This is a genomic window from Prolixibacter sp. NT017 (genome assembly GCF_009617875.1).
Lineage (GTDB): Bacteria > Bacteroidota > Bacteroidia > Bacteroidales > Prolixibacteraceae > Prolixibacter.
The window spans coordinates 1,306,857-1,329,690 of record NZ_BLAV01000001.1; the positions used below are offsets into that span (position 1 = coordinate 1,306,857).

The following is a 22,834-nucleotide window of genomic DNA, read 5'->3' on the forward strand; positions in this document are numbered from 1 at the left end:
ATGGGAACAAGATATAAATTAATGCTATTACTGATTGGTATTTTCTGGATAGAAAATACGTATGGTCAGAGTTCAACGCAGAACTATATCGCAACGGAGACGGTGCTTGTATCAGGAAAAACCACTGAATCATCTGTAGATCCGCTTAGCTATACTCAAAAACGCACCCACCTGGAGTATTTTGATGGTCTTGGACGGTTATCACAAACTAACGACTACAAAGCTTCAGGCGACGGGAGTAAAGATTTGATCACTCCTGTCCGCTACGACACTTATGGCCGTCAGGCAAAGGATTTTTTGCCTTTTGGCAAGGCCCGGAATATGGCTTTTTTGTCGGCTCCCTCCGATACAGTGGCCGCTGATTGGACCGGTTATTATGGTACAACGGATGATGACTATGCATATTCGCAGAAACGTTTCGAATCGTCTCCGCTTAACAGGGTCCTGGAAGTGTCGGCCCCGGGAAATATCTACCGGACAGGAGGGGGGCATACGGTGAATTATGAATATGATACCAATAGCGCAAATGAAGTGAGGTGCTACACGGTAAATATTTCAGATGTGCTGAACCTGTCTGCGGGTTATTATGCGGCAGGGACATTGTTTAAGACCACTACCTGGGACGAGAACAATGCGCAATCGGATAACACAAGCAGAACGGTAGAGTATAAAGACAAGCAGGGACGTGTTGTGTTGAAACGTAGCTACATAGGTACTACCGCCTTTTCGACGTACTATGTTTACAACGACCGAAACCTGTTATGTTGCGTCATTCCTCCGAAAGCAACTGCCGATGACGGAAGTGTTAGCTCCACGGAACTGGATCAGTTGTGCTACCAGTATAAATATGATGGCTGGAAACGGATGAAAGAGAAAAAACTTCCCGGTGCGGGATGGGAATACTTAATCTATGATAAGCGTGACCGGTTGGTATTGAGCCAGGATGCCAAATTGCGGGCGGTGAGTTCTACCCGGTATCATTACACGTTGTACGATAATTTAAACCGCCCGGTGGAGGCAGGGCTTTGTACCGAATCGACTGCCTACGCCACCCTGAGAACGAATGTGAGCAACAGCAGCAATTACACCCCGGCGTCACGTACCTCGGAAGTTTATACGTATTACGACAATTATACTGTACCATCAACGTGGGGGTATCCCTACGCTTCGATTTACACAGATCAAACCCAGACGAACAATGTCAGAGGGCTGGTAACGGGAGTGAAAACCAAGGTGCTGAATACCGGTGCCTGGCTTTATACGGTGAACTACTACGACAAGTACGGTAGGCTACTGCAACAGTTCCAGCGCAACCCGGAAGGAGGTTACAACCGGGTATCGACGGCTTACAATTTTACCGGCGACCCGGTTAAGCGGCAAACTTACCACCGGAAAACTTCGTCATCGACCGCTATTACGATTAACGAGGAGTATGGTTACGACCACATGAGGCGGCCTACCTATGTGAAATACGGTTATAACACGACTTCACTGACGACCGTTGCACAGTTTACCTACGACGAGTTGGGACGGATGTCGAAGAAAGAGCTTCACAACGGCTACCAGGACATCGACTATGCCTATAACATCCGCGGATGGTTGACCCAAATTAATAACCCCACAGCCACGGTAAGCAACAGCAAGCTGTTTGCCATGAAGTTGTATTACAACACGGATATGACCGGCACCCTGGGAGGAGGAGCGCAGTACAACGGCAACATCAGCGGAACCATGTGGCGGTTGTCGGGCAACAGCAAAAAAGGGTACGGTTTTACTTACGATGGACTGAACCGGCTGACCGTAGCCGATTACGGCACCTATTCGGGAAGCTGGGCGAATACCAGCGCCTACGATTTGAACCCGGTCGTATATGACAAGAACGGGAACATTACCAACCTCACCCGGAAGAATTCCGGAGGTAACAACCGGGAAAGTTTAGGCTATACCTATGCAGGTAACCGACTTAGCAGCATCTCCGGTACCTACAACGGGATCAGTGACAACGGCAACTTTGGATATGATGCAAATGGGAACATGACCAGTGACGGGCTGCGCGGATTGACGGTTACTTACTTCGATGAATTGAATCTTCCGAAACAGTACTACCAGAATTCCACGAATAAGGTCGACTACACATATGATGCCGGGGGTAACAAGTGGAGCAAAACAGCTACTGTTTCGGGTACTGCCTCTACTACGCTTTATGATGGTACCTTTATTTACGAGAACGGCAGCCTGAAAAAGGTGTTGACTTCCGAGGGGTATTACGACCCGTCGGCCGGGCTGTACTACTATTACCTGAAAGACCACCTGGGGAATACCCGCCTAACCTTCCATTACAGCGGTTCCACGGCGGTAGTCGACCAGGAGGTTGAATATTACCCGTTTGGCAGTCTGTTTACAGAGAACAATCTGGATAAAAATAAGTACCTTTATAACGGTAAAGAGTTAAACGACGAGTTCTTTGAAAATTATGATTACGGGGCTCGGTTCTATGATGCGGAGTTGGGACGGTTTCATACGCAAGATGCCTTTGCTGAGAAGTATTATGATTTTTCTCCATATCAATATGGTGCTAATAATCCAGTACTTTTTATTGATATCAATGGCGATAGCATTCAGGCAACACCAGATGCGATATTGGCTATTTACCATTCATTAGACCAAAATGCAAATGTTAAATTCGACGTTAAAAACGGGACTATTGATCCGGAGTCCTTTCGAGATCAAGCTGAATATTCAGATGATATCGTGCTCAAAGACTTATATGAAATTGCAAGCAATGAACATATGGTGGAAGTGAATATATCTGATAAAGAAACTTATAAGGATAGTGAAGGAAACATTCAAAGCAATGAATTTCAAACGCCGACTGATTTTGATATTAGAGATCTTGGGCCAGAAACTGCGCAACAATTGAGAAATCTAGGTGAACGAGATGGAAAAACAATAGAAGGAAATCTTGGTGTCACTTTATTACCCGGTAATGAATCATTATCAGGTAAAAGATCTCAGGATGGAAACATTCAAGTAATAATTAATGGAAAAGGCACTTTAAATCATAGGGCTGTTGGTGTAGCTCATGAGTTTGTACATGTTGTTCTCTATTTAAGAGGATTGCCTCACGGACATGGAAAACCAGGTGTGGATGAAGCAATCAAAAAACGTACTAATGTTGTAATGAAACGACTTGGATATGACTATTAAAAGCATTGTTCTTTGTGTCCTATTCTCAATTTTAATGAAGTTGAGCTTTGGACAAATTGCAGAAAAAAAAGATAGCATACTCTTCTTTGATGCAGATTCTACTTGTTTAGGAGTATTCTATGAAACAAATAATGAGATTGATTCTACTGTATATTGGGACTTGAATAAGGATAAGATTGACGTTTCCTTCAAAGTTCCTGAATATAAATTTGGTATTGATTCTTTGAATGAATTACTTTTAAGTAAATTTAGAGAGCAATTAAACTTTGTCGAAGTCAATGGAGCCGCATTGGTATATATATTACTTGAGAATGGCGAGATAAAGGAAATACGAATAGGAAAAAGAATTGGATACCATCGTAAATATGATGAATTGATAGAAAAGACCCTTATGATGACTCAAGGTGATTGGATTATACCTAAAAAAACAAATAAACCATTATTATTTGTCTATTTGTTTAAAATGAAATAAACATTCAGAGTTACAAACCCGGCCACTGTGCCGGGTTTTGTTTTATGTGTACCATTTGTATCCTAAGAATACTTGAGAAAATCATCTCTGTGGAGGTAGAGGTAGTTCTTGTTTTCATTATGAAGATGCTGAAACTCCCATATATTATTTTATGACACTTTGTGCAACAGAAAATTAGCACTCCCTAAAGGACAATCCAAAGAAATGTAGAAAACATTCATCAGTTTTTTATCCATCTTAATACGGTCGTACTAGCTGGCATTAGTTTGAACTGACTAATCTGAGCCGACTACGGTACCTATTCGGGAAGCTGGGCCAATACCGATGCCTACGATTTGAGCCCGGTAGTCTACGATAAAAACGGGAACATCAGAAACTTAACCCGGAAGAATTCCAGTGGCGGTAACCGGGAAAGTTTAGGCTATACCTATGCAGGTAACCGGCTTAGCCACATTTCCGGTACGTATAATGGAATCTATAAAAGTGGCACTTTCATCTATGACGGCAACGGAAACGCTACCAGCGACGGGCTGCGCGGTTTGACGGTCACTTACTTCGATGAGCTGAATCTGCCGAAACAGTACTACCAGAATTCCACGAATAAGGTCGACTACACGTATGATGCCGGGGGTAATAAGTGGAGCAAAACAGCTACTGTTTCGGGTACTGCTTCTACCACGCTCTACGATGGTACCTTTATTTACGAAAACGGCACCCTGAAGAAGGTGCTGACTTCCGAAGGATACTACGACCCGTCGGCTGGGCTGTACTATTATTACCTGAAAGACCACCTGGGTAATACCCGCCTAACGTTCCACTACAGTGGCACTACGGCGGTAGTCGACCAGGAGGTTGAGTACTACCCGTTTGGCAGTCTGTTTACGGAGAACAATCTGGACAAAAATAAGTACCTTTATAACGGTAAGGAATTAAACGACGAGTTCTTTGAAAATTATGATTACGGCGCCAGGTTCTATGATGCGGAGTTGGGGAGGTTTCATACGATTGATCCACTTGCGGAGAAGTACAGTTTTCAGTCGTCATATCTTTATGGTTGCGACAATCCAATCCGATTTATCGATTATATGGGGATGAATGGTCAAGAACCAGATGATGACAAAGAACCTTCAGTTTTTTCTATTTCTGACTGGATTAATTCTATGGCAAATGCATTAGGATTCAATATGAAGAATATGAGTCGAGCCAATACATCTGAAGAGATGGATCAGATTGCCCAGCACAATGAACAGCAAAGTGCAAATTTGGAAAAAACAGATAGCGGCGTAAAATTAGCAACTGTAGTAGCAACGACAATAGTATCTGCTCCTTTAGTGGTAGCAGCCTCACCGGAATTAGCTCCAGCCACAATTTTTAGTACAGAAGGGGCATTTCTTAAAGGAGCTATTAGTACAGGAGTTCAGGTGATTGCAAATGATGGTAAGATTGACCCTCTCACGGTTGCCACAGATGCTTTCTTAACACCTGGTGTAGGAAGTGTAATAGATGCTGCTATCGATGTAAAAGTGCAACCAGGAACAGGGGTTTCTATTGATGTTGTTGGTTTAAATAAAACACCGGAACGAGCCGCATTAGATTTTGTTGCTGGTTATGGTTTTGGGATAGCTAAAAATAAGGCAACAGGAGTAATGTTAAGAAATTCTGAAACAGAAGCCCAAAAATACTTTTATGAGATAATGACTGGAACGACCATAGGTGTCGCTGGAACTAAAATAAAAGAATGATAATGACTAATAAACAAAAGAAAGTTGCGTTTATCGTAGTGTTAGTACTTGCCTATGCAGTATATATGTTATATTGCGAAGTGACAAGTAGTCGAATAGAGAAACATGGTAGATTTACTGTTGGCATTGTAACTGATTTTGGAATGAATTTTAGAAATGGCTATACTGTTAATTATGAGTATACAGTTTCTGGAATCCACTACAAAGAGAGTCTACTCGTTTCAGAGGACTACGATAACATTGTGAAGCATCGATTCTTTATTAAATTTGATCCTGAACAGCCAAAACACAGCAAAATCCTTCTAGATAAGCCAGCTTCATCTAAATTTTGGAATGTACCATCTGATGGATGGATAAAAATGCCAGAGTAGAGGCATATTTTAATTTATAATTTAAATAGAAAGCTCGGTAATGCCGGGCTTTTTTGTTTGTTCTTTGTTTGAAATCAGTCAAGTTCTGTAAGCCATACTTGCTCTTAATATCTCATGTTGGCAAATCAATGAAAGCAATAGATTTTTTCTTATTATCCTAAAAAAGCTTCAGTAGTTTCAATGCGATTACGGCACCTATTCGGGAAGCGGGGCCAATACCAGTGCCTACGATTTGAATCCGGTGGGGTACGACAAAAACGGAAATATCACCAGCCTGACCCGGAAGAATTCCGGAGGCAGCAACCGGGAAAGTTTAGGCTATACCTATGCAGGTAACCGGCTTAGCCGCATTCCGGTACCTACAACAGAATCAGTGACAACGGCAGCTTTGGTTACGACGCTAACGGCAATATGACCAGCGACGGGCTGCGCGGATTGACGGTTACTTACTTCGATGAGTTGAATCTGCCGAAGCAGTACTACCAGAATTCCACGAATAAGTTTGTTAATACGTAGGACTGCAGAGATAACAACGTGACCATAACCGGGTAAGACCGGAACAGGAACATAATGAGGCTAAAGGAAACCCGATAGATTGAGAACATAGCTAATCCTGTTACCAAATGCTTAAATCGGATCTTTGGGTTTTCAATCTTTTTAGGGAAGAAGTACCTTTGTCCCATCATTTTGATGCGTTTCACGCATATCTGAAAAAGACCTGCCATGAGCAAAACCTCCCGTTATCTCACTTCTGTTCTTTCCATTACGTTAGGAATGCGCCTTTTCTCGATGTCCATTATCATTCCGTTTCTGTCGGTTTATGCATTGAACCTGAAAGGAGGAGCTCCTTGGCTGACCGGTTATGCATTGGGAATTTTCGGGTTGACACAGGCGGTGTTGCAGATTCCGTTCGGTGCCCTGAGTGATCGCATCGGATACAAAAAGGTGATGGTAGCGGGTCTGCTAATGCTGATTGCCGGATTGCTCACGGCTGCTTATGCACCCTCGGTTTACTGGCTCATTTTTGCAAGGGCGTTGCAGGGGAGTGGTGCCATTGTCACGGTAGGGTATTCCTGGATATCGTCGGTGGCAAGTGACGAAACCCGTGACAAGCAGCTGACCCGGCTGGGAGCCGTTCTGGGAACCTTTACCATGTTGTCCTATACCATCGGGCCGTTGATTCACATTTTCCTGAAGGTCGACCGGATGTTTGTCTTTTCCGCTGGTTTGATGGTGATTTGCCTTATCTGGGTACTATTCGGGACGAAGCAGGTTGATCCGAATGTGCGTCGAAGACACCACCAAAAGAAAAAAGGCCAAACGGTGTTCAACCGGAAAACGTTTATGCGGGGATTGTTGCTCACAGTCAATAACCTCTTGATGATGGCTTTCTTTTTTATGCTGCCCATTTTGCTGGAAGGGAAGCTCGAAACCAGTCAGATGTGGATGATCCTGACGCCGGCCATTTTGGTGGCCATGGCTTTTCTGACCTTCTTTTCACGATTGGCATCGAAAGGGAAAGCCAAGCCGGTGATGCTCTTTCTTTATCTGTTGGAGGGAATTGGATTCCTGTTGCTTTACGGGCAATCGTTTCCCGGAATCATCGCCGGAACGGTCCTTCTCATGACGGGTTCCTTTTCTGTGTCGACCATCGTTCCCATGTTGCTAAACCGCGATATTGATAACGAACAGCGGGGAACCGGAAATGGTATCGTAGTTAGCCTGCAGTATTTCGGTTCTTTCCTGGGCGCAGCCGTAACCGGTTCACTTTGGAGTTTATCTCCAGATATCGCCTTCCTGTTTGCTGGTGTTTTCTCTGTTTTTGGGGTGGTGTTGGTCTTAACCTTTCCGAAAAGTCGCTAAAAAACGAACGCTACAATTTTTGTCTTTGGTTCTTGGTGGAAAACTTTGTGCCCCTAGTGGTAAGAAAAACTAACCACAAAGCCCACAAAGGAGAAACAACGTTCACAAAGTCGTTCGGAAGTTCTTCCAGCCGGTCCTGATCTTATTACCAAAAGCGTGAATCGAAAAGATTGGTTTTTATTCTGGTACCGGACAAAGATTCTTCCATTAATGCAAAAAAAGTCACCCGGGCTGAGTGACTTTTCTAATTGGATTTATTTTTTGGGAACGATTAACGCGGTGATACCTCTAAAATTGTAAATGTTCCCGGTTTCATTTTCGGCCATCGCTCTCCTTTAGCCAATGGATAAAATTCGGCTGTCGGTAAGAAAATATGGTGGTTTTTCTGATTAACACACATGGTTCGTGCTCCCCGTTGGGTGGGAACCGTTTCCAATACCTTGAAATGATTTCCGTCTTCGGCAACCACTGTAAGTGTTCCATCTCCGTTCGAACTGTATGCTCTGTGCAATCCTTCATCGAATGCGGCGCCGTCTGGTCCACTGCCAATCGGTAATGTCTCCGCCACTTTTTGGGTTTTCAGGTCAAACACGGTCATCAGATGATTATGGCAAACACTGAACAATTTTCCGGTAGCAAAATCGGCTGCCAGACCGCTGGGCTCTTTTCCGGGGGCAATCGACCAGCTTTTCTCCAGCTTTAAATCCTTCGCATCGATGCATGCTATCATCGATTTATCTTCGATGTTGACATAAACTTTTCCTTTTTTGTCGGTGACCGAAAACTCGGGTTTTCCGGGAAGTGGAATGGTTGCAACCACTTTATCAGTAGCAGCATCGATTACCGTGGAACTGGAACTGCCTCCATTGAAGGTAAATACCTTGTTGCTGAATGGGTCATACAAAATGGCATCGGGATTGGCGCCGGTGACTTTCACTTTTTTGATCACCTTTAAGGTCTTTAAATCAAAGATTGCGACGATCGAATCCCTTCCGCTGGAGATAAATCCTTTGTTTAGATTCTCTGCCAGGGCAATGCCATGAACACCATCCAGATTTTCGATGGTACCCAAAACGCTACTGTTTTTGGGGTCAATGACTTGAACAACGTTACCGTGAGAAACGTAGAGATGTCCCTGTGAGTCGACAGTCAGGTAGTCCCAGAAGTTATTTCCGGGCACATGAATCTTATTCACGATGCGATACTGACTGGCAGGTTGCGCAAACGTTGAAATTCCTGCAAAGAGGAACATGATTAGAAATAGATGTTTCATCAGTTTCATTTTTGATTTATTGTTGACTATTTAGATAGGTGTCTGTTAATCTCCTGTTTGATGACCAATGTGCTTTTCTTACTGATTTGTGAGAATGCATCTATTCTTATTCGTCGGTTTTTGCACTTTTGTTCTTATCAAACTTCGTTAAATTACCAGTCCGGATTTCTTAAATAGTATAAATAAATCTTAATTTTTAATCTGAGAGGTGTAGAAAGGGAAAAGAAAAATCCCGGGGCAGAACTACTACAAACTGCCGCCGGGATCGATATGAAATATATGAGCTAATAAAAGGGTCTCGATTGATTATTGCGCCTTAAAACCGGGGGGAGGTTGGTGAAAACCCTTTGGTAAAACATGAAGTGAATCCAGTTCATTCATGTGTACTGAAGGTAATTTGCCTTTCTCCAATTTATCTTTTACCAATTGTCCAACCTTTTGTGCTGCTTCTTTGCTTTGGAACGCTATCTTTCCCGGAAGACCGGGGTAGTAGGTTTGCTCGATGACAGGTTGCCCGTTGTGCTTAACGAGGTAACCCCACTCGTTATGGTAACGGACAACCTGTACAGCGAATCCTCTTTTCGCTCCATGCTTCTGCACTCCAATAAGAAACAGAATTCCTATAGACAGTCCAATCAGTATTTCAGAAATGATGACCGTTTTGCGTTTAGTCATATTCGTTATATGTATCATCGGGATGAATACCCCACAAATCATCGAAATAGTAACTACTGCTGCGACCAGTAGTGATGTAGCCTACATTACCGATTGCAAAGCCTACCGCTTCGGTGCGGCCACTTCCTTCAAAATCGTGTATCTGTTCCCAAAGGTCGGTAGAGGAATTGTATTCCCAGATATCGGTTCCGGCTACTCCCTGACCGCCTGTGGCAACGAAACCACGGTCGCCAATGGCAAATGCTACACGGTTCGAACCGGTCATGGCGTAATCGTCGTCGAAGCTCTGGGCTGTTGCATCTGACAACCTGTTTTTTTCCGTCCAGGTATCGGTTGCCGGGTCATATTCCCAGAAGTCATCTTCGTAAATGCCGTTGTCGACACCGGTACCTACGTATGCTTTTCCGTTAATCACGAAAGCCACAGCATCCCGGCGTTTACTTCCACCCACACTGGTCACGTGTTTCCATGTATCGGTTGTCGGGTTGTAGGCATACATATCTTTTAGGTAATTGCCATCATAACCGGTTCCGAGATATCCTAATGAATCAATACCAAAACCAATGGCTCCATAACGGGCTGTTCCCGGAAAATCGGCTTTTTGGGTCCAGGTGTTGGTTGACGGATCATATTGGTAAAAGTCTTTCAGTTTTTCAATTCCATCGTAACCTGTTCCAACATATCCTTTATCACCTACAGCAAATCCAACGGCTCCGTTTCGGCCTTCACCAGGAAAATCGGCACATTGGATCCATGTATTTTTAGCTGGGTCATATGCCCAAAAATCGGTCAGACGGTCGGTACCATCGTAACCTGTTCCAACGTAACCCCGGTCGCCAATCGTAAAGCCAACCGCATCACTTCTTGAAACACCCTCGAAATCGGATAACTTCACTGAATTACCTATTAATTCACTATCACTGCTGTTTCCGCAGGAAACCAGTGTGCCTGAAGCAATCACTAAGAAGGCAAAATACCATACGAATTTTTTCTTACGCATCGGGGAAATCATTTTATCAGTTAATCATTCGAAGGCAAACATAGCCTTGTTGTGGCAGGGCTAAAAACAAAGTAGATGTACAGCCGGCCTTGCTCGACAAAAAGAGGAATTTGGTCGACAAAACGTCAAACACTGGTTTTGCGGGGATGAAGGAGGCTGTAATAGTAGAAAAATGGCCGTTTGTCTTCTGATTTTGTGTGTTCGTATATTATCGTTTTTCGAACGGTATTTATTCGGTTGCTTTGTTCGCGAGATTATCCTGAAGATTTGATATGCGAATGACTGAAAAAGGTAGGAAGAGAACCGGGATCCCCCGAAAATTTGAACATCTGATTTTTCGATGGCTGCTCCGTGCTGTGGTAGTTTCCGGCGTAAGCTGGATGATGACAGCCTGCAATGTGGGTTCGAACGAATTTACGATGGGAAGCGAATTTATCGATGGGGGTTCCACACTTACGATGATTGACACTTTTCAAATTAAGATGTCAACTGTATTAATTGATTCACTGAATACTTCCAATACCGGAACGGCACTGGTTGGTCATTACGTGGATCCGAATCTGGGCACCGTAACGGCTACTTCCTATTTTGAGTTGGGAATTCCCACTTCATTCTCGGAAAGCAGCGACAATGTTTACGATTCGACCGTCGTGATTCTGCGGTACAACGGCTACTATTACGGCGACACAACCCGGTGGCAAACCATTACGGTTCATTCCATCGCAGAGCGTTTGAAAGGTAACGAGTGGGACAACGGAATTTATAACAACCGAAACACTCCTTATTCTTCGGAAGTGCTTGGGAGTGTTCACTTTTTAAAAAGAACAGCAGCCAGTGATTCATTGGTCATTCCAATAGATGATGCGCTGGGTAGGGATTTCTTTACCAGAATGAACGAAGGTGACGACGATTATATGACTTCCAGTTCCAGTTTAGTCAATTACTTTCACGGCCTTGCCATTGTTCCTGATACTACGGAAAGCAATGTGGTTTATGGCTTTAAGGCCGATGCGACCAATCTGGCGATGCGGGTTTATTATCACCGGCCCAATGCCAATGGAGACGGGCAGGACGATTATTACGCTGACTTTCCCTATACGTCAGTCGATCCGGCCTATAACCGGATACAGGCCGATCGGAGCCAAACTTTGCTGAAATCGTTGGTTACCCAGAGGGAAGACATATCATCCACCTCGACGGATGGCGAAACGTTTGTGCAGTGTGGAACCGGGTTAATGACTAAAATGAGGTTTCCTAGCCTGAATGATATTCAGCTGATTAATCAGCAGGGAATTATCATGAAAGCGGAGTTGGAATTTAGCCCGGTTGTCAATACATATGACCCGCAGGCTCTTCCGGATTCTCTTATTCTAATCCAGACCAATAAAGTCAACGCAGCGATCAGCACCCTTACGTCAAGCGATGGAACAACGTTACACCTTTCCCCTTCCTCGGATGAACTCTATAACGAAAATACCAAATTCACCATCGATATTACCGACTTTATTCAGAATGCATTCAGCGACGGTTTATATAACACCGAAAACGGATTGTTGATTAGCTGGGGTTCGACTCAGTACCTGAGCCGACTCGACGGGTTGGTTATTCAGGCCGACCAGAAGGTGGAAAACGGACCCAAACTGAAGATATATTACATGACTTTCTAACGACGATAGCAGGATGAAGCTGAAGAATCATATATTAATTTCTCTTATACTTACACTCTTTACCTTTAGTGCAAACGGGCAAATCACCTCTTCGCCCTATTCCATGTTCGGGACCGGTACCATTGAGGCTCCCGGATTTGGGACAAATCAGGCTATGGGCGGAGCGGGGATTGCCCTTCCTTCCGGTACTTTTTTGAACAGTCTAAACCCTGCTTCTTATTCCGGAATTGATAGTTTGTCGTTTTTGTACGAGTTTGGAGCGTTTATGAAGTATACCGATTATAAATCCTCCGGCTCAAACCAAGACAGAATAGATGGAAACTTCAATTATATCGCGTTTGGGTTTCGTGTGAATTCATGGTGGGCTTCCTCGTTGGGGATTATACCCTACAGCAGTGTTGGTTACACTATAGATACCCAGGGAATAATTGAGGGGACGAGAACTACCTATAACCGGAATTTCACAGGCAGTGGAGGAATCAACAAGTTTTATATTGCCAATGCTTTTCATCTGACGAAGAATCTTTCCATTGGTGTAAATACTTCAGTTTTGTTTGGCTCCATTAACCAGGTGGAAACCGGAAGTGATAACTCGTCGCTTTCGGATTATACGGTTACCACAAAAAAGTATATCCGGAATCTCTACGCCGATTTTGGTTTGCAATACGCCATCGAAAAAGGAAAAAACCGGTATAGCCTGGGATTGACCTACGGTCCGGAGGTCAATTTGGTTTCTTCTTATGATTTGACCCTGGTGTATAATAGCACAACCTATCCTTTGACATACAGTTCGGACCAGAAATATTTGATGCCCGGGCAGTACGGAGTAGGTTTGGCCTTTCAACAGGGCAATCGTTTTTCGGCAGCGTTGGATTATACCCTGAGTAAATGGTCTTCGGCTTCGTTCAACAATTCGGATATTCGTACTCAGGACAATTCCAGGTATTCACTTGGACTCGATTATACGCCTCGAACCAGTTTGATTGATCGGGGGTTCAAAAGGATGCATTACCGGTTGGGAGGATTCTATACCGGCTCTTATATGATTATCGATAATCAGCCCATCAATTCGATGGGAATGACGTTCGGAATCGGTATCCCGTTAAGGAACAACCGAAGTATGCTCAATATTTCGCTGGAAGGCGGACAAACGGGAACAACCAATAACAATCTCATCAGGGAGCGCTACATGAAAATTCACTTCAACTTTACCCTGAACGATGTTTGGTTCCAAAAACGGAAATACAACTAATCACAACCGGAACCGGTCGACTAGTTCGAAGAAAGAGTTTTTGTACTGGCTTCCTATCGGGATACGTCTTCCGTTGATGAGAATGCGGTTATTTTCGATAGACTCGATTTGCGACAAATTGACAACAAACGATTTGTGAACACGGGTAAACATATTCGAAGGTAACTTTTCTTCGAGGTTTTTCATCGTGCTTTTGGTCAGCAGCGGTTTGTTGCCGTTATGAATTTTCACATAGTCCTTCAATCCTTCGATATAGAAAATCGAGTTGAATTCCACTTTCACAGTAGCATATTCCACTTTGATCAGTAAGTAATCGGGTGTCCCGGTATTTTCTCTGTGAGGAGCCGGGGCTACACTAACAGCATCTTCCCGTTGCAGGTTATATAATCCGTAAACCTTGTTGACCGCTTTCAAAAAACGATTGAATTCGATGGGCTTCAACAGGTAATCGGCTGCATTGAGTTCAAATCCCTGAACGGCGTAATCGGGGTAGGCTGTGGTGAAAATTATGTATGGTCGCCTTTCAATACTTTGCAGGAAATCGATGCCATTCAGGTGCGGCATTTCAATGTCCAGAAAAATCAAGTCGATTTTTTGCTGCTGCATAATGTTCAGCGCATCGAAAGCATTGGTGCATTTGTCGATGAGGTTCAGGTACGGAACCTTATTGGCATAGTCTTCAATAATATTCAGGGCCAGCGGTTCGTCGTCGATTGCCAAACAATTCATATGCTAATGTTTTACTTTAACTTTCAGCTTAATTTTCCGGTTGCCCGGAATATTTTGCGGTCGGCGGTGTTTCGTTTTTGTCGCAACGACTTAACTTTTGTTCAGGTTGAGTATTAGCTGTACTTCGAAAAATCCGTTCTTTTTCTCCGTTTTCAGCAGGTGTGCTTCAGGATACAAAATCTCAAGACGTCTTCGTGTGTTATATAGTCCAATGCCTGAAGTTCCTTTATATCTTTCGTTGGGATGTTCGTTCACCACTTTATTTATGATGCGGAATTCGATGGAATCGTTGTGTATGTCGAAGAAAATATGAATAAATGATTTGTGAATACCGTCGGCACCAAACTTAAACGCATTTTCCACAAATGGTATAAACAGCAGTGGTTCAATTTGTTTGTTATTGACGACGCCTTGGATATTCATCTGAACATCGGTCAAACCAGTCAGCCTTAGTTTTTGCAGTTCGATGTAATTCCGGATATGCTCCAGTTCATTTTTCAGCGAAATATGATGTTTTTCTGCGTCATACAACATGTAGCGCAACGTATCCGAAAGCTTTAGAATCGATTCTGCCGTCAGTTCCGATTTCCGGTAGGCCAGCGAATAAATACTGTTCAGAGAGTTAAACAGAAAATGCGGATTTACCTGTTGTTTCAGCAATGATAATTCTGTTTTAGCTTGTGCCCGTTCCTGCTCCGCTTTGTGCTTTTCCTCGGTCGACCAAAATTCAAAAAAACGAATACCGATAGCTGCCATGATGAACATCAGCATGTTGTACAGATCCAGATAGATGCCACGCATTCGCGGCCCGCCCGGTGGTGCGTTGTGTTCTCCAAAGGTGATATCGGGTGAATGAAATGGCATTTGATGTAATCGATCTCCGAAATTTGGTGGAGGCATCATGTCCATCTTGATAGTGTAGGTTAGCGCCAGTATAGTTCCCGTAACAATTACCAGGAAAGTCAAATAGAGAACGTATCGCTTTTTAAAAAGGAAATAAGGAATGAGAAACAGATAGTTCACATAAAAGATAACGAATACTGCACCCCACATCACCAGTTGAAGTGGTAGATTGAAACGAATAAAGTAGGTATTGAACAACATGTAGTTGAGCCCGAAGTAAAGGACCCATCCTAAAATGTGGTAGTAATACCTGAATCCGGATTGTTGTTTTGTTGCCATGGACAGGAATTTAAGTATGCATTTTTATTTACCGGAAAAATTGTCATTCCCGTTCCCTTTTATTCGCTTTTTATGTTTTCGTTTTAAGTTTGATGTAGTTACTGCAAAGATAATTCCTTCAACAGAATTCCCGCATTTATTCCGCTTAAATAGGCAGTTAGTCATTCTCTTCGAAACGAATATATACCTAAAGTAAACTTCTTATAAAGCTTTCGTTAATGCTGGGCCTGTCGATGGAAAAAAATGCACGTAAGAAATCCAATTCCATACCTTTGCATCCTAATCTATTTTCTATGCCGAACTACGCAAGAATTCCGTTTCAGGCCAATCGCTGGCCCTTTTTTTATGGTTGGTTTATTGTTCTAATGGGAACATTGGGAATGCTGTTCAGCGTTCCGGGACAAACCATGGGCGTTTCCGTGTTCACCGACCATTTGATTGGTGAGCTCAACGTATCCCGTGATCAACTCAGTTTGGCGTACATGTTTGGTACCATCGGCAGTTCGCTGTTCCTTACCCTTGCGGGAAAATGGTATGACCGCTACGGAGTTCGGTTGGTGATGAGCGGAGCGACCATTATGCTGGCTTTTGCTTTGATAGTGGCATCGTTTTCTCCGGCTATCGTTTTAATGGGGAAAGGACTTACGTTTATGCCATTGTCCTATTTTGCCGTAGTGGTTATGAGCCTTCTATTTTTTCTGATTCGTTTTTCCGGACAGGGGGTCATGACGTTGGCTTCCCGTAATATGATCATGAAATGGTTTGACCACAAGCGGGGGATGGCCAATGCTTTGAGCAGTGCTTTCGTTAGCTTCAGTTTCTCGCTGGCACCGCTTTTTCTGGCTTGGGGAATTAACCGGTTCGAATGGGACGGAATGTGGCGTTGGCTGGCCGTTTTGCTATTGCTTTTTACAGTCCTTGTATTGGTTTTCTTTCGGGACAACCCGGAAATATGTGGACTGGAGCCTGATGGTAAGATAACAGAACCTTTAGCTGAGAACGAGAAGCCTAAGCCGGACCGGAAACAGTTTACGTTGCAGGAGGCTCGAAAAACAATAGCGTTTTGGGGCGTTTCCATTGCCAACATGTATAATGGATTTTTTATTACAGGGTTAACCTTCCACATCATTTCCATTTTTAAGACGGTTGGAATGGACGAATCCAAAGCCCTGGGAATTTTTCTTCCGGCAACCGTTATTTCGGTTGTTGTTTCCATTGTTGGTAACTACATCAGTGACTTTATCAAGCTGAAATATCTTCTTTTAATCATGGCAACTGGAGGAATATTGGCATCGGTTGGCCTGATTTTGCTTGGTAACGGATGGGCCTACTATGTGTTGATTGCAGGGAACGGAGTGGTCAGTGGTATATACAGCGTCCTTACGGCTGTAGCGTTTCCCCGTTTTTTCGGACGAAAACATCTGGGGGCTATCTCCGGTCTTAATATGTCGATGATTGTTTTTGGCAGCGCTGTTGCTCCCCTGATTTTTAGTCTGAGCAAAACACAAACCGGAAGTTATTATCATGCCGGAATGTTTTCTTTGACCGTTGCTGTATTGATCTTCTTGCTGGCAACACGGGTTCGTAATCCCCAAACTCATTAATCTGTTCTACTTCATTTGAGGTGGTCTGAGTCAATTTGTTACTCATGTCTCGATTTATGAGGGTGATTTTCAATATCTGTTTATAAAAAACTGTCCTTTTGTTCCATTTTTGTACAAATTTTATTGAACAAAAAACTTTTATATTTATTTAAGACATGAAACTCTTATATTGCGGCAAATTTTGAAACAGATCAGATCCGAAATAGATGAGCAGTCACCCGACTTTAAAGAAAAGGTTGGGGAGTATGAGAATGTGCTGAGTTCCTATCGGGAAGCACTTCGTCAGACCGTTGAACGTGAGCACGAACCCGCGGTGAAAAAGCATCTGGACAGAGGCAAATTGCCGGCGCGTAAACGCATCAGTTTGCTGATCGATCCACAAACTCCGTTTTTGGAGCTTTCGACGTTGGCGGCATACGATCAGTATAACAACCAGTTTCCGTCAGCGGGAATTGTTACTGGCATTGGTCGTATTCATGGTCGTGAAGTGGTGATTATTGCCAACGATGCAACGGTGAAAGGTGGCACTTATGTGCACGAAACACTGAAGAAGCACATCAGGGCACAGGAGATTGCCATGCAAAACAATTTGCCGTGTGTGTACCTGGTCGATTCGGGAGGAATATTTCTGCCGGAACAGGCGAGATTATTTCCCGATAGGTTCGATTTTGGCCGGATTTTCAACAACCAGGCCCGTATGTCAGCCGAAGGAATTCCGCAGATATCAGTCGTGATGGGCTCTTGTACAGCTGGCGGTGCCTATGTCCCGGCCATGAGTGATGAAACTATCATGGTGAAGAACCAGGGAACCATTTTCATTGGAGGTCCGCCTTTGGTGAAAGCGGCTACCGGCGAAGATGTGGATGCGGAAGAACTGGGTGGTGCCTTAGTGCACACGGGAATTTCGGGAGTGGCCGATCACCTGGCGGAGAATGATATTGATGCATTGAAAAAGTGCCGCAGTATCATCGAAACCTTGCCATTGCCCGATAAGCAGGTATTGGATGTAACACCTCCGGAAGCACCGTTATACAATGCTTCAGATCTGTATGGTCTGGCTCCTGTCGATTTGAAAAAGCCGGTCAGGATGCGCGAAATCATTGCCCGATTGGTCGATGGCAGCAAGTTCCAGGAATTTAAGGAGCGTTACGGAACCACTATTATTACTGGTTTTGCCAAAATAATGGGTTTCCCGGTAGGCATTATTGCCAATAACGGTTTTCTAACATCGGAGGCGTCTTTAAAAGCGGCTCATTTTATCGAATTATGCAACTTCCGGAAGATTCCGTTGTTGTTTTTGCAGAACATTACCGGCTTTATCGTCGGAAAAAAATATGAACAGGAGGGCATTGCCCGCAATGGTGCGAAACTGATTCATGCGGTGGCTACGGCCAATGTCCCTCGTTTTACAGTGATTATTGGTGGTTCATATGGTGCCGGCAATTATGCAATGGCGGGCCGGGCGTATGATCCGAATTTCCTGTTTATGTGGCCCAACGCCCGTATTGGAGTGATGGGAGGAGAGCAGGCATCCCAGGTGCTACAGTCTATCGGCAAGAAAGGCGGAAAGAGCGGCGCACCTGATTTGGTCAGTCAGTTCGAAGAAGAGAGTCGTGCTTTGTACAGCACTTCCCGGTTGTGGGATGATGGCATTATTGAGCCGACCGAAACACGCAGTGTGCTGGGATTGGCTATTTCCGTTTCACTAAACCGGAAGTTCGGTGAACCCAAAACAGGTATTTACCGTATGTAGGCTTAGTGTTGAAAGGATTGACAAAAAGAGATGAACAGAGAAATCTGTATTTGCATAACCTGATTGATTTGCGTAAGCATTGATCTATGGAAAATTACCAAACCCTGGTGGTGAGACCGGAAGGAAAAACGTTGAACCTCTGGTTAAACCGAAGTGAAGTACATAATGCGCTCAACCGAGAGCTGATTGTCGAGTTGCACCGTTTTTTTCAATGGGCAGAGGAACAGCCTTCTTACCGTTTTGTGGTAATTCGCGGTGAGGGAAAATCGTTCTGTGCCGGTGCCGATCTGAACTGGATGAAAGAATCAGCTACTCTAAGTGAAGCTGAAAATCTGGAGGACAGCCGCTTGCTCACTCACATGTTAATGGCTATCTATCGAAGTTCGAAAGTAGTCGTTGGAGCAGCATACGGTAATATATTCGGTGGTGGAACCGGATTGTTGGCCGCCTGTGATATAGCTTATACAGTGTCCAATGCCCGCTTTTCGTTGAGTGAAACCCGACTTGGACTGGTAGCCGCCAGTATTACGCCTTTGCTGATGAAACGTATGAAAGCTTCGCGGCTGAAGGAATTGATTTTCTCAGGAAGACATTTCAATGGGAACGAGGCATATGAAAATGGTTTAGCCGATCGGGTTTTCGAGTCGGTAGAAGATATGGATAGGTTCATCCTTCAGTTGCTTGAGCAGATGTTGAAAGGTGGACCTCGCGCTGTGGTCCGTTCCAAACAGTTGATCAATGAACTATCGGACGGAACGTCGATGGACGAACATATGAAAAAAATGCCCGAACTGTTGGCGGAAGTGAGAGTAACTCCCGAAGCACAGGAAGGCATTACCGCATTTTTAGAAAAACGAACTCCCGACTGGCCTTGATGATGGAGAGACTGGAGAAAATATTAATCGCCAATCGCGGCGAAATTGCGCTTCGGATTATCCGGGCAGCGCGTTCCATGCACATATCCACGGTCGCTGTTTACTCCGAGGAGGAGGCCGGCGCGTTGCATGTTCGCCAGGCCGATGAGTCGGTGTCGCTCGGAGAAGGTTCGCTTAATGATACCTACCTGAATATCGAAAAGATGATTCAGGCGGCGCTTCAATCCGGGGCACAGGCTATTCATCCGGGATATGGTTTCCTTTCTGAAGATTACCGTTTTGCGGAAGCTTGCGCCGAAGCGGGTATTATTTTTATCGGTCCCGATGCCGAAGTGTTGAGGTTGATGGGAAATAAGATGGAAGCGAAGCAGTTTGCTCACCAACTGGGAATTCCGGTTTTGCTCGGTCAAACCCTGGAAGCCGGACAGTTAAATGGTGAAGCCAAAGCATTGGAGTATCCATTGCTGGTTAAAGCTTCCCACGGAGGTGGCGGAAAGGGTATGCAGATTGTTGGTTCGGCTGATGAGCTAAATGGGAAACTTACGCAGGCATCGCGTGCTGCTGCCAATTACTTCGGTAACGGCGAGGTATACGTTGAGCCCTATGTAGAAAAGGCCCGTCACATCGAAGTGCAGATTCTAGGTGATCGTCACGGCAACCTGGTTCACCTGTTCGAGCGTGATTGCACATTGCAGCGCAATCACCAAAAGATTGTGGAAGAAGCGCCGGCTGCCAATCTTCCAGGAGCTGTGCAGGAGCAACTCCTGAATGCGGCTTTATCGCTGGGGAAGGAAACCAACTATTCGGGTGCCGGAACTGTCGAGTTTTTGGTCGAACCCGACGGTCGTTTCTGGTTTATGGAAATGAACCCACGTATCCAGGTGGAACATCCGGTAACCGAAGAAGTGACAGGGATTGATATTGTCCGGGAACAATTGCGAATTGCTTCCGGTGAATCGCTGTCTTTCCGGCAAAGCGACGTTTCGCTGAAAGGACATGCCATCGAGGTGCGTATCTATCGCGAAGATCCGGAGAAAGCGTTTGCGCCGTCGTCTGCACCGGTTAATTTTTACCGGTTGCCCGGAAATGGTGTCCGGCTGGAGACTGATTTGGATGGGGATAACGAAGCCGGCAGCCAGTTCGATCCGCTGATTGCCAAGATTATCACTTATGGCGAAAGCCGAAGTGATGCATTGGCGAAGATGGAATATGCCCTGAAAGAACTGTCGGTTCATGGCCCGAAGACCAATCTTTTGTATCTGAAACATTTGTTGAAAGAAACTTCGGTTGTCAACAACGATATACATACCGCCTTTATTGGCGAACAGCTGCAGGAACATCTGGATGGCTTACAGCAGAATCGCGAGAATGTATCACGGGAAGTTTTGTTGGCAGCCTATCTGTATCTTGGTTTTCTGCGAAAGCAAAACAATGCGGCTGATACCTGGGAACAGGTAGGATTCCATCGCATAAAAAATCAGGTCGAAATAGCTATTGACGACCAACTTTTTTCGGTTACTTTTCATTCCCGGAATGGAAACCATTTTCAGCTGCAGGCTGGGGACAAAACATTTTCGGTTTCGGTGAAAGAAACGGATACGCAGCGCTTAACTGTTTCGCTGGAGGGAAAGAACCACGAAATTTTCTGGTCAAATCATCCGGTAGCCGGAAAATGGCTGGACTCAGATGGCTTTCATTTTCATCTGACCAGTCCCGATTTGCTGGATGATTATCATGGTGAAGCTGCCGGAGAAGAGCCGGGAACGGCAGAAAATGAAGCGGTAGTTCGCTCGCCGCTACACGGAAAGATTATCGATATTCAAGTCAAACATAATCAAATCATCAAAAAAGGGGAGATATTGCTGGTGATCGAATCGATGAAATCGGAGAACCACGTTACATCGCCCCGAGCAGCAAAAATTAAATCCATTGCTGTAGAGGTTGGCAGCCAGGTAACTGACGAAATGCCTTTAATTATTCTGGAGGATATTTAACTATGGACGAATTATTGCCCAAACACTACGCAGACTATCGTAAGCGAATCAGAGATTTTGCAGAGAAGGAGGTTCATCCTGTTGCAATTGAGCATGACGAAAACGAGCATTTTCCTGTTGATTTAGCCCGCAAAATGGGCGAAGCCGGACTCTTTGGAATTGCCATTCCCAAAGAATACGGAGGACAGGGGCTCGATACGTTGTCGTACATTATTGCAGTGGAAGAGTTGGCCCGTGTGGACAGCTCGCCGGCAGCGACCATTGCTGCCCACAATTCACTGGGAATTGCACCCATCTATTCGTACGGAACAGAGGAACAAAAGCAGAAATATATCCCGGGTTTGTGTACGGGGGAGAAACTTTGGGCGTTTGGATTAACGGAAGTTACTGCCGGTTCGGATGCTAAAGGTGTGGCATCGCGTGCCGAACTGGTCGACGGCGAGTGGGTTGTCAACGGCTCCAAGATGTTTATCACGAATAGCGCATCGGAAATTGCTTCCGGTATTACCTTGCAGGCCATCACCGGTGAAAAGGACGGGAAAAAAGAGCTGACTGCTATTTTAGTCCCTCGCGAAACGCCCGGATACGAAACCTGGCCAGTGAAAGGAAAGCTGATGTGGCGCTCGGTGGACAACGGCAAAATGAAATTTACCGATTGCCGTGTGCCGGAAGAAAATATGCTGGGTAAACGTGGCGAAGGAATCAAGATTATGCTTGCCACACTCGATGGCGGACGTTTGTCGATTGCTGCCATGGGACTCGGTCTGGCGCAGGGTGCTTTCGAAATGGCGGTGAAACATGCCAAAAAGCGTGAGCAGTTTGGTAAACCGATTGCTGAATTTCAGGCGGTTTCTTTCAAGTTGGCCGAGATGGCTATGCGCATCGAGTTGGCCCGGAATACGCTGTACCGTGCTTGCCAGCTGAAAGATGCCGGAAAACCTTTCGGTAAAGAAGCAGCCATGTCGAAACTGTACTGCTCGGAAGTAGCCAAATTTGTAGCCGACGAGTCCGTTCAGGTTCATGGAGCATACGGTCTGCTTCGCGAAAATCATATTGAACGTTTCTATCGTGACCAGCGTTTGCTTCAGATTGGTGAAGGAACTTCCGAAATTCTGAGGATGGTCATTGGTCGTTATGTCTTAAAATCGTAAACTGTTTTCCAAAGAAATCAGATA

18 protein-coding genes are annotated in these 22,834 nt (G+C 44.7%); 13 read left to right on the plus strand and 5 right to left on the minus strand.

Annotated features, from left to right (window positions below; translation table 11 throughout):
• From GJU87_RS05345 to GJU87_RS05370, 6 genes are all read left to right on the plus strand, one after another.
• Complete coding sequence (locus tag GJU87_RS05345; RefSeq protein WP_153638567.1) at nucleotides 1–3,207, plus strand: DUF6443 domain-containing protein; 3,207 nt, start codon at nucleotides 1–3, stop codon at nucleotides 3,205–3,207.
• The gene (locus GJU87_RS05350) at nucleotides 3,197–3,679 is read left to right on the plus strand and encodes a hypothetical protein (RefSeq protein WP_153638568.1); all 483 of its coding nucleotides are present in this window, start codon (nucleotides 3,197–3,199) and stop codon (nucleotides 3,677–3,679) included. The genes GJU87_RS05345 and GJU87_RS05350 overlap by 11 nt, the downstream gene beginning before the upstream one ends.
• Nucleotides 3,680–4,014: 335 nt before the next feature.
• Complete coding sequence (locus tag GJU87_RS05355; protein ID WP_153638569.1) at nucleotides 4,015–5,421, plus strand: RHS repeat domain-containing protein; 1,407 nt, start codon at nucleotides 4,015–4,017, stop codon at nucleotides 5,419–5,421.
• A 2-nt stretch (nucleotides 5,422–5,423) separates the two neighbouring features.
• Complete coding sequence (locus tag GJU87_RS05360) at nucleotides 5,424–5,792, plus strand: hypothetical protein (RefSeq protein WP_153638570.1); 369 nt, start codon at nucleotides 5,424–5,426, stop codon at nucleotides 5,790–5,792.
• A gap of 241 nt (nucleotides 5,793–6,033) precedes the next feature.
• Nucleotides 6,034–6,207, plus strand: coding sequence for a hypothetical protein (locus GJU87_RS05365; RefSeq protein ID WP_153638571.1), 174 nt, complete (start codon nucleotides 6,034–6,036; stop codon nucleotides 6,205–6,207).
• Between the two features lie 308 nt (nucleotides 6,208–6,515).
• Nucleotides 6,516–7,655, plus strand: a complete 1,140-nt coding sequence (locus GJU87_RS05370; RefSeq protein WP_153638572.1) for an MFS transporter — start codon at nucleotides 6,516–6,518, stop codon at nucleotides 7,653–7,655.
• 271 nt (nucleotides 7,656–7,926) lie between these two features.
• Here the strand turns inward: GJU87_RS05370 and GJU87_RS05375 are convergent, their stop codons facing one another.
• From GJU87_RS05375 to GJU87_RS05385, 3 genes are all read right to left on the minus strand, one after another.
• The gene (locus tag GJU87_RS05375) at nucleotides 7,927–8,928 is read right to left on the minus strand and encodes a YncE family protein (RefSeq protein ID WP_194831449.1); all 1,002 of its coding nucleotides are present in this window, start codon (nucleotides 8,926–8,928) and stop codon (nucleotides 7,927–7,929) included.
• Between the two features lie 306 nt (nucleotides 8,929–9,234).
• On the minus strand, nucleotides 9,235–9,603 hold the full coding sequence (locus tag GJU87_RS05380) for a DUF4907 domain-containing protein (protein ID WP_194831450.1): 369 nt from the start codon (nucleotides 9,601–9,603) through the stop codon (nucleotides 9,235–9,237).
• On the minus strand, nucleotides 9,596–10,603 hold the full coding sequence (locus GJU87_RS05385) for a kelch repeat-containing protein (RefSeq protein WP_153638575.1): 1,008 nt from the start codon (nucleotides 10,601–10,603) through the stop codon (nucleotides 9,596–9,598). Before GJU87_RS05385 ends, GJU87_RS05380 begins: the two co-directional genes overlap by 8 nt.
• 278 nt (nucleotides 10,604–10,881) lie before the next feature.
• On the opposite strand from GJU87_RS05385, the gene GJU87_RS05390 reads away from it, so the two are divergent.
• Nucleotides 10,882–12,270 (plus strand): DUF4270 family protein, encoded by a 1,389-nt coding sequence (locus GJU87_RS05390; protein ID WP_194831451.1) that lies wholly within the window; start codon nucleotides 10,882–10,884, stop codon nucleotides 12,268–12,270.
• A gap of 13 nt (nucleotides 12,271–12,283) precedes the next feature.
• Complete coding sequence (locus GJU87_RS05395) at nucleotides 12,284–13,522, plus strand: hypothetical protein (RefSeq protein ID WP_153638577.1); 1,239 nt, start codon at nucleotides 12,284–12,286, stop codon at nucleotides 13,520–13,522.
• Here GJU87_RS05395 and GJU87_RS05400 read toward each other — a convergent pair whose 3' ends face one another.
• Together GJU87_RS05400 and GJU87_RS05405 are read right to left on the minus strand one after the other, a co-directional pair.
• Nucleotides 13,523–14,251, minus strand: coding sequence for a LytTR family DNA-binding domain-containing protein (locus GJU87_RS05400; protein ID WP_153638578.1), 729 nt, complete (start codon nucleotides 14,249–14,251; stop codon nucleotides 13,523–13,525).
• Nucleotides 14,252–14,341: 90 nt separating this feature from the next.
• Complete coding sequence (locus tag GJU87_RS05405) at nucleotides 14,342–15,433, minus strand: sensor histidine kinase (protein WP_153638579.1); 1,092 nt, start codon at nucleotides 15,431–15,433, stop codon at nucleotides 14,342–14,344.
• A 293-nt stretch (nucleotides 15,434–15,726) separates the two neighbouring features.
• Here GJU87_RS05405 and GJU87_RS05410 point away from each other — a divergent pair, with 293 nt between their 5' ends.
• The 5 genes from GJU87_RS05410 to GJU87_RS05430 all read left to right on the plus strand — a co-directional run bounded on the left by GJU87_RS05410 (nucleotide 15,727) and on the right by GJU87_RS05430 (nucleotide 22,810).
• Entirely contained in the window at nucleotides 15,727–17,037 is a 1,311-nt protein-coding gene (locus GJU87_RS05410; protein ID WP_194831452.1) for an MFS transporter, read from the plus strand.
• A gap of 181 nt (nucleotides 17,038–17,218) precedes the next feature.
• On the plus strand, nucleotides 17,219–18,790 hold the full coding sequence (locus GJU87_RS05415) for a carboxyl transferase domain-containing protein (RefSeq protein WP_153638581.1): 1,572 nt from the start codon (nucleotides 17,219–17,221) through the stop codon (nucleotides 18,788–18,790).
• Nucleotides 18,791–18,876: 86 nt separating this feature from the next.
• Complete coding sequence (locus tag GJU87_RS05420; protein WP_153638582.1) at nucleotides 18,877–19,665, plus strand: enoyl-CoA hydratase-related protein; 789 nt, start codon at nucleotides 18,877–18,879, stop codon at nucleotides 19,663–19,665.
• A complete protein-coding gene (locus GJU87_RS05425; protein WP_153638583.1) occupies nucleotides 19,665–21,659 on the plus strand; it encodes a biotin carboxylase N-terminal domain-containing protein in 1,995 nt (664 codons plus the stop codon). Before GJU87_RS05420 ends, GJU87_RS05425 begins: the two co-directional genes overlap by 1 nt.
• Nucleotides 21,660–21,661: 2 nt before the next feature.
• Nucleotides 21,662–22,810, plus strand: a complete 1,149-nt coding sequence (locus GJU87_RS05430) for an acyl-CoA dehydrogenase family protein (protein WP_153638584.1) — start codon at nucleotides 21,662–21,664, stop codon at nucleotides 22,808–22,810.
• Nucleotides 22,811–22,834 lie beyond the last annotated feature (24 nt).

What these genes read in the sequence shown, in the direction of transcription:
- GJU87_RS05360 (WP_153638570.1), top strand. Translation starts at nt 5,424, where the DNA reads ATGACTAATAAACAAAAGAAAGTTGCGTTTATCGTAGTGTTAGTACTT.
- GJU87_RS05430 (WP_153638584.1), top strand. Translation starts at nt 21,662, where the DNA reads ATGGACGAATTATTGCCCAAACACTACGCAGACTATCGTAAGCGAATC.
- GJU87_RS05375 (WP_194831449.1), bottom strand. Translation starts at nt 8,928, where the DNA reads ATGAAACATCTATTTCTAATCATGTTCCTCTTTGCAGGAATTTCAACG.
- GJU87_RS05345 (WP_153638567.1), top strand. Translation starts at nt 1, where the DNA reads ATGGGAACAAGATATAAATTAATGCTATTACTGATTGGTATTTTCTGG.
- GJU87_RS05385 (WP_153638575.1), bottom strand. Translation starts at nt 10,603, where the DNA reads ATGCGTAAGAAAAAATTCGTATGGTATTTTGCCTTCTTAGTGATTGCT.
- GJU87_RS05380 (WP_194831450.1), bottom strand. Translation starts at nt 9,603, where the DNA reads ATGACTAAACGCAAAACGGTCATCATTTCTGAAATACTGATTGGACTG.
- GJU87_RS05395 (WP_153638577.1), top strand. Translation starts at nt 12,284, where the DNA reads ATGAAGCTGAAGAATCATATATTAATTTCTCTTATACTTACACTCTTT.
- GJU87_RS05410 (WP_194831452.1), top strand. Translation starts at nt 15,727, where the DNA reads ATGCCGAACTACGCAAGAATTCCGTTTCAGGCCAATCGCTGGCCCTTT.
- GJU87_RS05350 (WP_153638568.1), top strand. Translation starts at nt 3,197, where the DNA reads ATGACTATTAAAAGCATTGTTCTTTGTGTCCTATTCTCAATTTTAATG.
- GJU87_RS05390 (WP_194831451.1), top strand. Translation starts at nt 10,882, where the DNA reads ATGACTGAAAAAGGTAGGAAGAGAACCGGGATCCCCCGAAAATTTGAA.
- GJU87_RS05370 (WP_153638572.1), top strand. Translation starts at nt 6,516, where the DNA reads ATGAGCAAAACCTCCCGTTATCTCACTTCTGTTCTTTCCATTACGTTA.
- GJU87_RS05400 (WP_153638578.1), bottom strand. Translation starts at nt 14,251, where the DNA reads ATGAATTGTTTGGCAATCGACGACGAACCGCTGGCCCTGAATATTATT.
- GJU87_RS05420 (WP_153638582.1), top strand. Translation starts at nt 18,877, where the DNA reads ATGGAAAATTACCAAACCCTGGTGGTGAGACCGGAAGGAAAAACGTTG.
- GJU87_RS05405 (WP_153638579.1), bottom strand. Translation starts at nt 15,433, where the DNA reads ATGGCAACAAAACAACAATCCGGATTCAGGTATTACTACCACATTTTA.
- GJU87_RS05425 (WP_153638583.1), top strand. Translation starts at nt 19,665, where the DNA reads ATGATGGAGAGACTGGAGAAAATATTAATCGCCAATCGCGGCGAAATT.